This window comes from Pseudomonas sp. DWP2-2 (genome assembly GCF_049897065.1).
GTDB lineage: Bacteria > Pseudomonadota > Gammaproteobacteria > Pseudomonadales > Pseudomonadaceae > Aquipseudomonas > Aquipseudomonas paracarnis.
Genome location: NZ_JAFCVN010000004.1, coordinates 252,259 through 266,510, shown reverse-complemented (window position 1 = coordinate 266,510; position 14,252 = coordinate 252,259). Strand labels below are relative to the sequence as shown.

General features: G+C 58.0%; 13 protein-coding genes. 3 read left to right on the top strand and 10 right to left on the bottom strand.

Annotation, left to right across the window (positions count from 1 at the left end):
• Positions 1-65 precede the first annotated feature (65 nt).
• The 8 genes from ACP7CZ_RS11570 to ACP7CZ_RS11535 form a co-directional block, all read right to left on the bottom strand.
• Entirely contained in the window at positions 66-614 is a 549-nt protein-coding gene (locus tag ACP7CZ_RS11570) for a fimbrial protein (RefSeq protein ID WP_003190448.1), read from the bottom strand.
• A gap of 923 nt (positions 615-1,537) precedes the next feature.
• Positions 1,538-3,880, bottom strand: coding sequence for an ATP-binding protein (locus tag ACP7CZ_RS11565; protein ID WP_294204491.1), 2,343 nt, complete (start codon positions 3,878-3,880; stop codon positions 1,538-1,540).
• Positions 3,877-6,237, bottom strand: a complete 2,361-nt coding sequence (locus tag ACP7CZ_RS11560; RefSeq protein WP_181124139.1) for an ATP-binding protein — start codon at positions 6,235-6,237, stop codon at positions 3,877-3,879. Before ACP7CZ_RS11560 ends, ACP7CZ_RS11565 begins: the two co-directional genes overlap by 4 nt.
• Before the next feature lie 29 nt (positions 6,238-6,266).
• Entirely contained in the window at positions 6,267-6,932 is a 666-nt protein-coding gene (locus ACP7CZ_RS11555; protein WP_003190442.1) for a response regulator transcription factor, read from the bottom strand.
• A gap of 151 nt (positions 6,933-7,083) precedes the next feature.
• A complete protein-coding gene (locus ACP7CZ_RS11550; protein ID WP_032892352.1) occupies positions 7,084-7,749 on the bottom strand; it encodes a response regulator transcription factor in 666 nt (221 codons plus the stop codon).
• Positions 7,750-8,073: 324 nt separating this feature from the next.
• The gene (locus tag ACP7CZ_RS11545) at positions 8,074-9,408 is read right to left on the bottom strand and encodes an EAL domain-containing protein (RefSeq protein ID WP_054895709.1); all 1,335 of its coding nucleotides are present in this window, start codon (positions 9,406-9,408) and stop codon (positions 8,074-8,076) included.
• Between the two features lie 137 nt (positions 9,409-9,545).
• A complete protein-coding gene (locus ACP7CZ_RS11540; protein ID WP_032892354.1) occupies positions 9,546-9,968 on the bottom strand; it encodes a hypothetical protein in 423 nt (140 codons plus the stop codon).
• A 20-nt stretch (positions 9,969-9,988) separates the two neighbouring features.
• On the bottom strand, positions 9,989-11,203 hold the full coding sequence (locus ACP7CZ_RS11535; RefSeq protein WP_054895710.1) for an EAL domain-containing response regulator: 1,215 nt from the start codon (positions 11,201-11,203) through the stop codon (positions 9,989-9,991).
• A 192-nt stretch (positions 11,204-11,395) separates the two neighbouring features.
• Here ACP7CZ_RS11535 and ACP7CZ_RS11530 point away from each other — a divergent pair, with 192 nt between their 5' ends.
• Positions 11,396-11,650 (top strand): hypothetical protein, encoded by a 255-nt coding sequence (locus ACP7CZ_RS11530; protein WP_014718023.1) that lies wholly within the window; start codon positions 11,396-11,398, stop codon positions 11,648-11,650.
• A gap of 5 nt (positions 11,651-11,655) precedes the next feature.
• Positions 11,656-11,934 carry a hypothetical protein gene (locus ACP7CZ_RS11525; protein ID WP_020303212.1) on the top strand — a complete coding sequence of 93 codons (279 nt, stop codon included), beginning with the start codon at positions 11,656-11,658 and terminating at the stop codon, positions 11,932-11,934.
• Positions 11,935-11,953: 19 nt separating this feature from the next.
• Here the strand turns inward: ACP7CZ_RS11525 and ACP7CZ_RS11520 are convergent, their stop codons facing one another.
• Positions 11,954-12,454, bottom strand: coding sequence for a CinA family protein (locus ACP7CZ_RS11520; protein WP_054895711.1), 501 nt, complete (start codon positions 12,452-12,454; stop codon positions 11,954-11,956).
• Positions 12,455-12,576: 122 nt separating this feature from the next.
• Here ACP7CZ_RS11520 and ACP7CZ_RS11515 point away from each other — a divergent pair, with 122 nt between their 5' ends.
• A complete protein-coding gene (locus tag ACP7CZ_RS11515; RefSeq protein WP_181124138.1) occupies positions 12,577-12,975 on the top strand; it encodes a low affinity iron permease family protein in 399 nt (132 codons plus the stop codon).
• 34 nt (positions 12,976-13,009) lie between these two features.
• On the opposite strand, the gene ACP7CZ_RS11510 is transcribed toward ACP7CZ_RS11515, so the two are convergent.
• Positions 13,010-14,071 carry a M28 family peptidase gene (locus ACP7CZ_RS11510; protein WP_181124137.1) on the bottom strand — a complete coding sequence of 354 codons (1,062 nt, stop codon included), beginning with the start codon at positions 14,069-14,071 and terminating at the stop codon, positions 13,010-13,012.
• Positions 14,072-14,252 lie beyond the last annotated feature (181 nt).

Below are 14,252 nucleotides of genomic sequence, written 5' to 3'. Positions count from 1 at the left end.
ATCCCTTTACCGTCTGGATGCACGCCCTTCAATACCGAGCAGGGCGTGTGTCCAAAGCCTGCGACTTACTGATAATTGATGGAGTAAGTCACGGAGCCCACAACGGTGCCCGGCGTGGTAGCCGACTGGGCGTAGTACTGAACGGCGTACGGCAGCACAGCGGTCAGGGCAGTTGGGTCAACAGTTACGCGGCTGGTGGAGGTAACCTGAGACGTGTTGCCGGCCTTGATCGCGTTGCCATTGGTGGCATCCACCAACTGCAGTTGAACCTTGGTGGCTGAACCGCTGATGTTCTTCACATTACCGCTGGCCGGATCAACACCACCGCCCGACTCAAAGAACGCCGCCGCGGTTTTGATCGCAGCAGAGCACTTGCTCAGTTCGATGTTGAAACCGGTCTGGCCAGCTACTTGCCCGGCGGAAGCCAAGGAAGCGGTGGAGATGGTTGGCAAGGTGACGGTGGTCGCGCCGGAAGCTGCTGCACCATTGACGGCCACTTGGCAGGTTTCGGCTTTCAGCTCACCGTTGAAATCAATTTTGCCGTCCGAAGCCATGGCAGCAGAAGAGACGGTGGCAGCGACCAGTACAGCGAGGGCGCGAGCTTTGTAATTCATGAGTAACTCCGAGAGCACGATAGACTTGATTAAGTTTTGAAGTTCCCTGGACGGGAAATACTTCTGCGTTGTTGCGAAGTGAAGTGTAAGCAGCGCACTTAATTTTCAAAATAGGAGTGCTCTGAAAAACAAATAACCCGGGCAAATTACCTTATAAACAGGCGATTAAAAGCAACAAACAAAGCCCCCCACCATAGTGGGCTGGCTTTAATAAGCCAACAGACAAAGCGTCTATAGGAGTGGTCCTAAAAGCGCGCCTGAACGGTATATTTAAATCCAGCTTATATAATGGGTCATCGTTATTCTGATCATCAGATGTTGATTGACCCACCGTTATCGCAGCCTAAGCATCTACACAACTTCGAGGTTAGGCTGGACCCGTGGCGGCCTGACAGCCGACGCTTATTTACCTGGCGCCCCGCGATCCAACTGTGGGAGCGGGCTTGCTCGCGAAGGCGACCTGACAGTCAACACAGTTGGATTGGGTACATATCCGTTCCTGCGGTAACGGCCACCTAGGGTTCCGCCCTGACGGCGGCTCCCTTTTGAACAGCGCAAAAGCAAGCAAAACGCTCTTGCCCCACCACTCGGCACCTCGCCCAGGCGCGGTGTGCCCGTAATCCGCCAGTGATTTGGGGGCCGCCTGAGCGGCTCGCTTCGCATCGTGGTTACCATTGAGCGCTACAGAGTTGTATAGATACCCATGGCTATCGCAGGCAAGCTCTAATGCCGTTCAGTTAAGGCATTTTGTAGGAGCGAGCTTGCTCGCGAAAAACTCACAGGCGCCGCGCTCATTCAGGAAGCACACATTATCGTTGACGTTTTTCGCGAGCAAGCTCGCTCCTACAGAGGGCGATATACGCTTAACTGAACGGCATTAAGGCAAGCCCCACCTGTGAGAACGAGCGGGTACAGCAACGAGGCTATGCTGGCGCAGGCCTTTGACCAAGCAGCACGCTGAGACGCTCGGCAATCTGCTGCGCTGGCCAGTCACGCTCATCGCGCAATAGCCGCCCCAGGCTTTCGACAGTGCCCACCAGGTCGTCCCGCTCCAGCCCCAGCGCCGCCTCGTGCAGACGCTGAACTGCCTGCAACGCTTGGCTTCGCTCGCGCAAGGCCAGTGCCTCGATCAAGTCGTTGAAGGCCGTGCGCAGGATATGCGACTCCTCCTCTGGCTCTTCCTTGGGCATTGCCGGCAGCGGACCTTGCGGCATGTCACACCAAAGCTCGATCATCTGCTGCAACTTGGCCGGTGTAACCGGCTTGACCAGCACCCCGTCGAGCCCCGCATCAAAACAACGCTCAAGGTGCTCGTTATCGCTGAAGCCCGCGACAGCTACAAGCGGACAATGGGCACGCTGCAACACCTGCTCCAACTCACGAAAGGCGCCCGCCAGCGGCTCGATTTCACTGTTTGGCAAGTCGCAATCGATCAATACCATATCGACCCGTCGCACATTGAATAGCGTCAACCCTTGGGCGCCATCAACCGCCAGCAACACCCTACAACCCAGCGCTTGCAGGTGTGCAGGCAGTGTCTGTTGGCCGGTCACAGGCGCCTGCACCACCAACACGTGTACACCGTTACCCTCCACTTGGGCCTGCGCCGCTTCAGCCTGGGGTATATCCAGGGTCTTGGCCCACTCGACAGACAGTTTGACTTCAACCTCAGTACCCACGCCTTGGGTGCTGTTGAGGGTCAGCTCACCCGACATCAGCCTCACGAGGCGACGGCAAATCACCAGGCCAAGCCCGCTACCACCGGTACGTTTGTAAGAGTGCTTGGCCCGTGCATAGGACCGAAACAGGCTGGCCTGCGCCTGCTGTGACAAGCCAATGCCGCTGTCGATGATGCGGATCAGCACGTGCGGCACAGGAACCTCTGGCCATTCAACCACCTTGAGCTGCACCTCCACCCCGCCTACCTCAGTGAACTTGACCGCATTGGAGATCAGGTTGCGCAGCACCTGACTCAAGCGCATGCCCTCCAGCATCAAGGGGCCGCTGGGGCGTTCACCACTCAATGTCAGCAACAGGCCTTTTTCTTCGGCGCCGGCGCGATACTCCTCCACCACCTGCTGGACTAAGGCCCAGAGGTCCACAGGCTCCAGGGTCAGGGTCAGTTCCCCGGCCTCCATCCTGGAAATGTCCAGCACGTCATCCACCAGCCGCAGCAAGGTATTGGCGCCGCTGTTGGCCAATTGAGTGAAGTGGCGCTGCTGTTCGTCCAGCGGTGTGTGCTCCAACAACTCGATAGCCGCCAGCACCGCGTTCATCGGCGAACGCACTTCATGGCTGACCACCGCCAAAAACATCGCCTTTTCCCGCTCGCTCTGCACGGCCTGGCGGCGCTGACGACGGCTTTGCCAGGCGAACGCGATCAACAGCAGCACCACCGACAGCAACAGCCACAACTCACCCTGGAAATGCTCGGCGATGTCCTTGATCGTCGGAATGTCCAGGTTCATGTCATCGAACCAGGCGTCATAGATCGCTTTGCGCTCATCGTTGCTGATGGACCCCAGCACTTTTTCCAGGATCGACAACAGGATCGCGTCGCTGTCACGCACCGCCATGCTCACGCCTGTGTGCAATTGCGGCACCACCCCGGATACTTGCAACACCCCCTGATACTGCCGGGAAAGATAGGGGATCAGTAACCATTCAGAGGCGATGGCGGCATCCGCCCGACCGTCCTTGACCATCGCCATGATGTCGACAGCGTTCTGGCCGGAGATCACCGTTATGCCGGGGACTTTCTGCTGCAAAAACGCCTGATACCCCTCGCGCCCCAACATCACCAGGCGTTTGCCGGCAAGTTGTTCCAGGTCCACGAATGGCTGTTGGCCAAAGCGGCTGACGAGGATGGTGGAACTGGTGTTGTAGGGCGTCGTATAGCGCATGCCCAGGTCCTTGACCGGATCGTCGTCGCGGCGCCGGGTTGGCAAGATATCCACCTCGCCGCTGATCAGCATGTCCTTGCGGGCGCTACGATTGCCGGTGACCACCGACTGAAAATGCAGGCCCGTACGCGCCGCAATCAAACCCAGGTACTTGGCCGATAGCCCACGCAACTGGCCGTCGCTGATGTACTCGAAGGGCAGCAGGTTGTCGAACACACCGACACGCAGCACGGGGTTGGCGGCGATCCAGTCACGCTCTTGCTGGGTCAAGGTCATCGACGGCGGGTCGGCCTGCGCATCGGCCAGGCCCGCGCTTGCCAGCAGCAACCACCCCAGCAGCAGGCGCAACCGTACAACCTTCATTGTTGCGTCATCGGCGGCGGCGCGACCATGGCCAGCATGTCCAGCGGGGTCTCCTCGCTCACGGCACGCCAGTGCTGAACCAACGCCTGAAGCGTGTGCACGTAAACCGGGTTGCCCCAGCCCTCCTCTGCCCGCAACAGGTTCTCCATGTGCGCGGCCGCCTGGGCCAGGGCCGGCCATTCGATGATCAGTGCCGCGCCGTGTAACCGATGGGCAACATGGATGGCCGAAGGGCGATCACAGAGCGCCATCGCCCTGAGCAGGCTCCCCAGGTCGGCCGCCATCTCACGGTTGATAGCGGCCTGATCAAGTGTCGGGGCCATTAAGCTGGCACGCGGTGCCGCCAACGTGACGCCGCACCACTGCTCGATCACGTCACTCAACTGCCCCAGACGTATGGGCTTGCTCAACGCCCCATCCATGCCCGCCGCCAGGCAGCGTTGAAGGTGCTGCTCGCCGGTCAAGGCGGAAATGGCAATGATCGGGCAGCGCGCTCGCCCCCATTGCTGTTCGAGCGCCCGCAGTTCGCAGACCAGGCTGTAGCCGTCCTGATCCGGCAGGTCGCAGTCCATCAATACCAACGCGTAAGCGCGCTCAGCGAACCGCACGCGGGCCTGGGCCGCATCGGCGGCAATCACTGGCACACAACCAAACCCGCTGATTTGCGCCCGCAGCACTTCCTGGTTGGCCAGGGTGTCTTCCACCACCAGCAGCTGCAAACCATCGGTGACATGCAAAGGCATTGGGGCTGGGGCTCGCGTCGGTTCAGCGGCCTCAGGGGCAAGGGTTGCGGGCAAGTACAGGTTGATACACGTCCCCACTCCCGGCTCGCTGCGCAGGGTCAGCGAGCCTTGCATCAAATCGACCAATTGCCGACATATCATCAGCCCCAGGCCGCTGCCTCCCGCACGCTTGTAGGACTGACTCGCCTGGGCATAAGGCCGGAACAAAGAGGCCTGCACCGCTTCGCCCATACCGATGCCGGTGTCGCGGACTTCAACCTGCAACTGATGCTTACCGTCCAGCAAGTCTTCCAGGCGCAGGGTGATGTCAACAGCGCCGGTATCGGTGAACTTGATGGCGTTGGACAACAGGTTATGAAACACCTGCGTCAGCCGCGAACGGTCAAGCCACAACGACGGCAGGGGTGTCTGCACGCTCACATTCAGACTCAAGTGTTTTTCCCCCGCACGCAGGCGATGCAAGCCCACTACGCCATGCACCAGCGCGATGACATCCGTCGCCTCAAGTGTCAGACGTAACGCCTTGGCCCCTGAATCCGGCCGGTGCAGCACATCATCGAGCAAGCGCACCAGCATATTGGCGCCGCTGTTGGCCAAGTGCGCGAAGTGGCGCTGCTGGTCATTGAGTCGGGTGTGCCACAGCAGCTCCATGGCCGCCAGCACGGCGTTCATTGGCGAGCGTATTTCGTGACCCATCACCGCCAGGAACATGGTTTTTTCCTGCTCGTTCCGCTCGGCCTGCCGCTGCTGGCGGTAACCGCGATAGACCAGCACACACAAGCCAATCAACGCCAACATGCCCAGGATCAAAAGATGCAAGTAATGGCTGGCGATGTCCCACAGGGTCGGCGCATCTACCTCCAGGTCCCGGTACCAATGCTCGTACATCGCATTCTGTTGTGAGGGGCTGATCGAGCCTAGGGCTTTGCCAATGATCGAGGCCAGTATGGCGTTATCGGTGCGCACCGCCATGTTCACATCCAACATGCTGCTGCCCACCACGCCAGAAATTTCCAGCACGCCCTGAAACTGTCGATACAAATAGGGCATCAAGAAGGCTTCGGAGGCCACGACTGCATCGGCACCACCGTCCCGGAGGGTGTTCAGCATGGCCAAGGCCTGGGGGCTTTTGATCAGAGTGGCTCGGGGTGCCCTTTTTCTGAGCAACTGCTCGTAATACTCCACATCGGGGATCACGACCGTTTTATCTTGTAGCTGGTCAAGGTCAAAAATATCGGCGTCGTCGACACGGGTCACGATGATCGGCACGGTAGTGTCGTAGACCAGCGCGGTAAGATCCTCGATAGGCGGCTCGTCACGAAAGCGAAAGTGCGAAGACAGCAGGTCTACCTGGCCATCCAACAGCATGCGCTCACGTGCAGCCCGGGTCTTGACCGGCACATAGGTGAATTCAAGCCCCGTGGCATCGCGCACATATTGCAGGTACTGCACCGGCCGCCCTTGCAGCACGCCATTACTCATGTACTCGAAGGGGACCAGGTTTTCCATCACCCCCACTCGAAGGACCGGATGCTGCGCTATCCACAGCCGCTCCTGCTCCGTCAGCTCAACCGGCGCCGCACAGGCAAGCGCGGCATCCAGCATCAGCAACATGAATAAGAGGGCACCCGGTCGCCATCGCCTCATGGTGAGCCGATGATTTTATTGAGTTTGAACAGTTCATTGTTCGAGGTGACCCCCAATTTGCGAAACGCTGAGGTTTTCTGGGTGCTGATGGTCTTGATGCTGCGATTGAATTTTTCTGCGATTTCACTCACGGTCATGCCCGCCAGATAGCAGCGGATCACCTCCTGCTCACGGCTGGTCAGCTCGGCCTGGACCAGGGCATCCGAGGCTTCGCTGGGGTCTTTGCGCGTCTCGCTGGTGACGGTTTCCGCCAGGCGATACGTCATGTCGGTGCTCAGGTACACCGCGCCGGAGACCACCTTGCGAATGGCCTTGACCACTTGCGTCATGTCCTCGCCCTTGCCAACAAAGCCACGGGCACCGACCCGCATGGCCAGGGCCACGGTAGCCGGGTCATGATGGGCGGACAACACCAGGATCTGGCAACTGGGAAACTTGACCCGCAAGGCGCGGATCAGCGATACGCCATCCATCTCGTCGGGGCTCAGGGAGAAATCCAGCAGCAGCAGGTCAGCCGGAGCGCTGACCAGGCCGGCGAGCAAGTCGCGGCTTTTTTCATAAATGCCAACCACGTCAAAGTTGGCCTCGGCCGCCAAGGTGTTGGCGAGCCCATGCCGAACAACAGCGTGGTCGTCCAATAGAGCAATGCGTACAGGTTTCATCGTATTCGAACCCACTTGGCCCCGCTTAGGTGGCGCGGTCAAACAACAGGGACAGCTATTACGGCACTTCAAGGAGTATATGCAACAACCGCCAAAGGGCACGCCCGCCTACCGCTGTTTTTGCGCGCGTCGGCGTGGCCTGCGTTTAGCGTTAAACACTCTCGATGATGTGCTTGATCCGAAACAGCTCGTTGTTGGACATCACGCCCAACTTGCGAAAAGCCGAGGCCTTTTGCGAACTGATGGTCTTGATACTGCGGCTGAATTTTTCAGCAATTTCGGTGATGGTCATGCCCGACAGGTAACAGCGGATCACCTCTTGCTCCCGCGCAGACAAGCTGACAAAACGCATCGCGTCATCGCGTGATTGCTCCTCACCGTCATAGTTGACCGCCGTGGCTTCGGCCACCCGATAGGCCATGTCAGCACTCAGGTAGACAGCGCCCGAGGCCACCAGCCGCACTGCGCTGATCAATTGGCTCATGTCTTCACCCTTGCCGATAAACCCACGGGCACCGACGCGCAGGGCAAGAATCACCGTGGCCGCGTCATGGTGAGTGGAAAACACCAGGATTCGGCAGCCCGGGTACTTTACCCGCAGAGCACGGATCAGCAGGATGCCATCCAGCTCATGAGGGCCGAGCACAAAATCGAGCAACAACACCTCGGCCGGGTGTGTCAGCAGGCCGGCCATCAACTCACGACTGCGAGCGTAGACCCCCACCACTTCAAAATCAGGTTCCTGTACCAACCGATTGACCAAACCATGCCGCACGATTGCATGATCATCCAGCAAAGCAATTTGTAGGCGTTTCATAAATGACGGAACACTCTGTATAGCGTGCAAAAAAATGGACAACAGCGCTGCCTCACTCTGAATAAGTTAAGGTCCTCTCAGACTCATCCATTTCATCAATTACATCCGTGCAACTGAACATCACACGCCACACGCTCACTCCCTATAACTTAACGCGCACAGGCTCACCATCGCAGTTAAAAAATGCGCCAATTCTTCACAATAACAACGGTATAAAACTTAATAGATCTGCGAAAAACTTAATATAAGAAAACTCCTAAAAACCAAGAGCTGACCTACACACATCAAGTTCCAATACTTACCTGCCCGCCAAACTTTACAGCCTCAGCCGTTCTTTTCCCGCTCAATCACAAAGTTCAAGAAGGCGTCTATTTCCATCGGGCGCGCCAGCGCATAGCCCTGCCCTACCCGGCAACCCAGGCGGTGCAGCAGGGGGATCGTGGACTCGTCCTCGATCCCCTCCGCCACCAGGCTCAGGTTAAGCAGACCTGCCCAGTTCACAATGCCTGCGATCACCTTGCGTGACGAGGCGTGCTGCTCGACACCGCGCACAAACGAGCCGTCGATTTTCATTTCATCAAACGACAGGTTCGCCAACAGCTTGAAAGTGGCTGCGCCGCTGCCGAAGTCATCCAGCGAAACCTGAAAACCCTTGGCGCGAATAGTCGTCAATGACGCCGAAAGATGCAGCTCATCCGGCTCCTGCACATCTTCGGTCAGTTCGACTTTCAGCAAGCGGCTCGGCAGATCTGCCTGGCGCATGCGCAAGGCCAGGCGCTCGGCAAAATTGGGGGTGCACAGGGTCTTGGCCGACGCATTCACCGCGATAGGGATCGTAATGTTTTCGCGCTTTAACGCTAGCATCACGCGCAGAGTCCACATCTCCACCAGGCTGAACAGCAACAGGTCCAGGCCGAGACGGTTGACCAGCGGCATCAACACCGCAGGCGGAATTTCACCAAAGCGCGGGTGCTTCCAGCGCACCAACGCCTCAGCGCCGACGATGCGCCGGCTCAGCAACTCGAACTGTGGCTGAAAGACAAAGCGCAATCCCTCGCCGGTGGTCAGGGCGTTGATGACTTCATCCTCAGCCAGCGACTCAAACGTCATGGCCTGCAGCTTGGGGTCCGGTTGAGCGAGGGTCAGCAGCACCGTGCGCAAGGCATCGCCCAGCTCCAGCGGGCCACCGTCACGCAAGATCTGCACGCTGATTCCCGCCGACTGCGCCAGGCGCGAATGGGATTCCAGTGCGCTGATGGCTACGCCGCCCATGTGCTTGACCCACAACTGCTTAGCGGGCGCTTCGCACGCCGGTGTAACTGTTGCTTCGATCAAATTTTCCTGCACATTCAGGGTGGTTTCGCCGGTCCAGAAAATACTCGGAAACTGCATTAACGTACCCGCGTCATGCAGTGCTTTGAGCACACTTGGCAACATCAAGCCATCGCCACACTCGGAGCGGATTTCGCACACGATGATGTCCACGCGGTGCGCGCTTAACCACGCCTGCAGCGCCTCCAACGAGGCGACCGTGGCCAGCGGCGTGACCCCCATGCCACCCAACGCAGAGGCGAGGCGCAAGACACACGCAGGGTCGGTTGCCAACGTGATCACGCGCAGGGCGCTGAACTCGTTAGGCACGGCGGCATTTAAGATCATGACAAAGAATTTCCCGAGATTGTTTCAGCGAAAAAGCTTATCAGTGCCTAAAAAGAAGCAAATAGGAATGGGACTAAAAGCATAAAACTGAGGCGGTGGCGGGTCCCGCGAAAAGCGTGCAATAGCTCACATCAGGATTAATTGGATTCCAGCAACGGTCTGCCCGAGCGCTGTTTTATTTGCACATCCACCCGATCCATGACGCGCGCCAGAATCGATCGGTCCGGAACACCGGAGGCAATAAAGCCGCAGCGTTGCGCCGTGACTGGATTATCGGGAAACGCTTGCAGGGTCACGCCCTGATAAATCAATGAGTGTCTGACACACGCGTACTCCTCAAGCATTTGCTTAAACTGTGCGCCCGCCGCGTGCACGGTTTCTTCATTGATCACCAACAGATCAAATACATCCCTTGCGTTATCCAATAACGTAATCAACACCTTGAGGGAATCGACAGGCACAACGCGGTGGTATCCCAAATGGCCAAGGTCTTTTTCAATACTCATTCGCCGGGTGGCATCGCTATCTACCAACGCGATCCGCAAACGTGGATTGGACATAAAAGCCCTCCTGATTGACATCAAATATTGCTGCGCGAGTTCAACTGGGTCGCCAGCCAGGCCAACGCGCGCGCAGCGTTCATGGGACGAGCACAGAGATAGCCCTGGGCCTCGTTGCATCCCAGCTTCAGTAATCCCTGGCGCTGGTTTTCGTTCTCGACGCCCTCCACCACCACTCGCATGCCCAGTGCCTCGCCCAGTGCCAACGTGCTACTGACCACGGCACGGTTGCGCGCACTGCTTTGAAGATCGCGGGTAAATGCGGCGTCCAGTTTGATTTCGGTAAACGGCAACTGGCACAGGCGCTCCAGCGAGGAATAGCCGGTGCCGAAGTCATCAATCGACAGGCCGGCACCCATCATGCGCAGTCGTATCAGGGTGTCGAGCACGGCGGGAGAAACTTCCAGCAGGCCGCATTCAGTGATTTCAAACGTCAGACGACACGCAGCAATGGCGTGGGATTGGAGTGAATCGCAAAGACGCGGCAATAATGAGCCACGACCGAGCTGGTCGGACTCCAGGTTGAATGCCAGCGATAAGACCTGCTGCTGCTCTGCCGACTGCTGCAAGAACTCAAGGCCTTGTTGCAACAGCGCGAAGAACAGTTCATCCAATGCGCCAACTTGAGCGAGCAGCGGCAAAAAATCTGCCGGATACAACAGGCCGTACTGTGGATGTTGCCAACGCGCCAGCACTTCAAAACCGCGCACGTGCCCCGTGCTCAAATTGAACTTGGGCTGGAAGAACGCCTTGAACTCATGCCTTGAAAAACCCCCAGCCACGCAGGCCTTGCTCAAGAACCCAGACCGGCTGCTTCGGCGCGCCTGCTTTGTCGGCGCGCCAATCCTCTCCAAGTAGCGGCTGAGCATAGGCGCAATGGCGCTTGCTGGCACCGGGAAGTCCACATAACCCAATACACTGATGCCCAACAGGCCTGCCATGCGATCAATTGCATCGTGCAGGTCCGTGCCATGGGCGCTGAACATAATGAGCGCTTTAGCCAAGTGGCCACGGCCGAGCACTTCGATGGCCCTCAAGCCGTGTGCGCCCTCGTCCTTCAAGTTGCACAAGGCGATATCGACAGGCCCGGTACGCTCGAGCAACTCAACGGCCGCCACGACATCGGCAACGGCGGCCACCTCTTCACACCCGACCTCCCGGAACACCTGGGTGGCAACAAGCCGCTTGAACGGGTGTTCTTCGATGACCAGAACACGAATAGGTAGGAAGGACATGGCAGAGCACACATAAGTGGGGATGTGCGAATTATCGGCAGACCTTCAGCCGGCGTATTTAGGAACGCTCCTAGAAAGGGCCAGAAATATGTAAGGTAGAACATCTGCCCCAGCAGCCATTACCTTGCCAGTATTTACGCCAACTGATTCTGAGCTAGCCTTAACGCGCTGAGTCCTTTATGCGGTGAACTCATGGATACGCTAACGAAAGCCGAAATCGAAACGGCCCTTTCCGCTCGCCTTCCCAAGTGCGCGGTCAAGTGCGCGCTCAACGCAGACGGCAGCCTTTCAGTCACTGTAACGGCGCACGGTATGGACCAATTCACCATCGCGAACATCAACCGCGCCCACTACCACGGTGTTTCGGGGATCAACCGGCTTGTGCGGGAAATACGTGAAGAAATGGTCATCGCCAGACAGTCTTTCTGGCTGTCATCGGTGGGGTAACAGATATGCCAGACGCTACTGACGCAACGCTGCAACCGGTCAACATTCAATACCTGCATGACACGCTGTTCGGTGTGAACACGCTCGCCAGCGAATGCATGGGGCAACTTGTGCGCACTGCGCCCGGCGTGCAGTTGCGGCTTGCACCGCCATGGCCAAAGCTATTGCCGAAGGCCCACTGGATTAGCTTTGAATGGAATGGTCAGGCCTATCGTGGCGTGGTGCAGGAGGCTGAATCCTTGACCAACGGCGACTTGCTGATGGACATCGAACCGCAGCCGTAAACGCGCACACTTGGCAGCATTAGGCGCGTTCACCGACCATCGCCCGTTGGTGAAAATGCGGCAGCCATTTCAATGCATGAAGAGACGCGGCCAACTGCACCTGCTCACGAGAACCCATAAAGCGTTCCTTGCGACTGAACACACTCAGTGCCCCGCCGTTTCGATAGGCCCAGGCAAAACAGACAGTGCCTGGGGGAATGCCATCAATTCCATCCGGCCCCAGCAGGCCAGTGGTGGCGACCGCCACATCAGCGGGGCTGTCGCGCAGCGCGCCTTGGGCCATTTCCTGGGCGACCTCACAGCTGGTGAGATTGAAGGTATCGATGGTATAGCGACGCACGTTCAACAGCCGCTGTTTCGCTTCTGGCGAATACACCACGTACCCGCTTTCGATCCACGAACCGCTGCCGTCGACCTGCGAAAGCAAGGTGATGATCTTGCCTGCGGTACACGACTCCGCCGTCGTGATGACCAACTGATGGTGCTTGAGGTATTCAACGATAGAAGCAGCGACCGACATGCTGAGTGCTCCTTTGCAAGAGGGATTTGCTCATTGATTTTTGTCAAAAAAAACGATTTGTAAAAAAGAATTTCGAAATTCTGCTGGGGTCTACAGAGGAACATCCCCCAGGAGACAGCACCATGAAGTTCGCGAAATTCTGCCAAAAACTCTCCAACCAGGCGGGCAGCTCAAAAACCTTTCTGACAGCCGTCAGCTTGATTGCTGTTTGGGCGCTCAGCGGGCCTTACTTTCATTACAACGACACCTGGCAGTTAATCATCAACACCTCCACTACCATCATCACCTTCCTGATGGTGTTCCTGATCCAGAATACCCAGAACCGCGACAACGATATTCTTCATCTGAAACTGGACGAGCTGATTCGTGCCACCAAAGAAGCTCACAATGCGGCGTTGAGCCTGGATAAGCTTGGGTCGCGTGAGTTGCAAAAATTGCGCGAGCAATACAGCAAGCTGGGGCAACCCAATGCGGCCGATGAAATCAGGCAGGAGACAGATTCTCCAAGCGGCCCAATCTGAGCCCCACGCCGGTCAGCGTACCTTGCACCGTCTATCAGGCTGCAAGGTACTCGGCCAATGTCTCGGCACAGGCCTGCACCGCCCCATCCAGAATCAATTCATAACCATGGGTATTTTCCGTTGGAATGGCCAGGCAGCCGGCGCGGGCACAGGTCCCGTTACTCATGACCGCACTGGCATCCGAAGCGAAATCCACCAACAGCGCATATTGGGGGCTGTAGCCGCAGCGCTCTGCGGCAGCCGCCAGGTCGTTGACCACCGCCCGGGTGTAATAGCCTTTCTGGTCCCCCGTATTGATGATCGGGTCGACGGCCAGGCGCGTGCCGTATTCCTGCATCACCGGCCCCACCTCCACCGCGATGGTGGTGTCGCCGGGTAGCGTCGACGCGGCATACATTGCCCCGGCATTGCACTCCTCTTCGAGCGTGGTGAATACCAGATAGACATCCCTGGCCAACGCCTCCCGGCGCGAAGCCAGCAGCTGGGCTGTATGCAGAACGGCAGCAATCGGGGCGCGGTCATCCAGAAAATGCGCGGCAATGGCATCGCCCACCTGGAAGGGCTCACGCCAATGACGGCTCAGCACCACACGGCTTCCGGGCCGAATGCCGTACTCGCACAATGCCTGGGCAGTGCATCGCGTGATCACATGAACGTCGTTCCAGTGCACATCGCCCGAGAGCACATCAGCCCCTTGTGCCGTATTACTGGTGGCGTGCATCGAGCCAAAGGACAGCACGCCAGGAAGGATGCGTGTGTCCCCCAGGATATCCACCGGGCACACGCCAAAGTTGACCGGGTTGGCCCCACCCAGCGCCGTCACCCGCAACGTGCCATCCGCCTCGACGCGTTTAACCACCATGGCGATTTCATCCATATGCGCCATGACTTTAACCGCACCGGCAGGCTCGGCATCGCTGTGCTTGCCCTTGATCAAACCCACCACATTACCCGCCTGATCGACCCAGGCCTCATCGCACAACGGCGTCAGGCTTTCCAGGCAAATGGCGCGCACCTCGTCTTCCTGACCGCCCGGCCCGCGTGCCCGGAGCAATTGGGTAAGCAGCGTCGACGCTGGATTTTCAGTCTTGTGCATGGGATGAACACCTCACTGGCAGGTAAGCAATTGCGCTGTCAGCGCCTCTATAAAAAACGACCTGATGAATGAGTGAGTGTTCAACTCAAAGCATTTTGAACGCCCCGTACGCGCGTCTTTCCAACGAGAACAGGATCAAACCTGGCTTTAATCATCGCGCATGAACACACCGGCAACAGGA

Bases quoted from the DNA above. Each gene is read 5' to 3' on its own strand.
- ACP7CZ_RS11540 (WP_032892354.1), bottom strand. From the start codon at position 9,968: ATGTCCAATCCACGTTTGCGGATCGCGTTGGTAGATAGCGATGCCACC.
- ACP7CZ_RS11570 (WP_003190448.1), bottom strand. From the start codon at position 614: ATGAATTACAAAGCTCGCGCCCTCGCTGTACTGGTCGCTGCCACCGTC.
- ACP7CZ_RS11560 (WP_181124139.1), bottom strand. From the start codon at position 6,237: ATGTTGCTGATGCTGGATGCCGCGCTTGCCTGTGCGGCGCCGGTTGAG.
- ACP7CZ_RS11530 (WP_014718023.1), top strand. From the start codon at position 11,396: ATGGATACGCTAACGAAAGCCGAAATCGAAACGGCCCTTTCCGCTCGC.
- ACP7CZ_RS11520 (WP_054895711.1), bottom strand. From the start codon at position 12,454: ATGTCGGTCGCTGCTTCTATCGTTGAATACCTCAAGCACCATCAGTTG.
- ACP7CZ_RS11515 (WP_181124138.1), top strand. From the start codon at position 12,577: ATGAAGTTCGCGAAATTCTGCCAAAAACTCTCCAACCAGGCGGGCAGC.
- ACP7CZ_RS11565 (WP_294204491.1), bottom strand. From the start codon at position 3,880: ATGAAGGTTGTACGGTTGCGCCTGCTGCTGGGGTGGTTGCTGCTGGCA.
- ACP7CZ_RS11550 (WP_032892352.1), bottom strand. From the start codon at position 7,749: ATGAAACGCCTACAAATTGCTTTGCTGGATGATCATGCAATCGTGCGG.
- ACP7CZ_RS11545 (WP_054895709.1), bottom strand. From the start codon at position 9,408: ATGATCTTAAATGCCGCCGTGCCTAACGAGTTCAGCGCCCTGCGCGTG.
- ACP7CZ_RS11510 (WP_181124137.1), bottom strand. From the start codon at position 14,071: ATGCACAAGACTGAAAATCCAGCGTCGACGCTGCTTACCCAATTGCTC.
- ACP7CZ_RS11555 (WP_003190442.1), bottom strand. From the start codon at position 6,932: ATGAAACCTGTACGCATTGCTCTATTGGACGACCACGCTGTTGTTCGG.
- ACP7CZ_RS11535 (WP_054895710.1), bottom strand. From the start codon at position 11,203: ATGTCCTTCCTACCTATTCGTGTTCTGGTCATCGAAGAACACCCGTTC.
- ACP7CZ_RS11525 (WP_020303212.1), top strand. From the start codon at position 11,656: ATGCCAGACGCTACTGACGCAACGCTGCAACCGGTCAACATTCAATAC.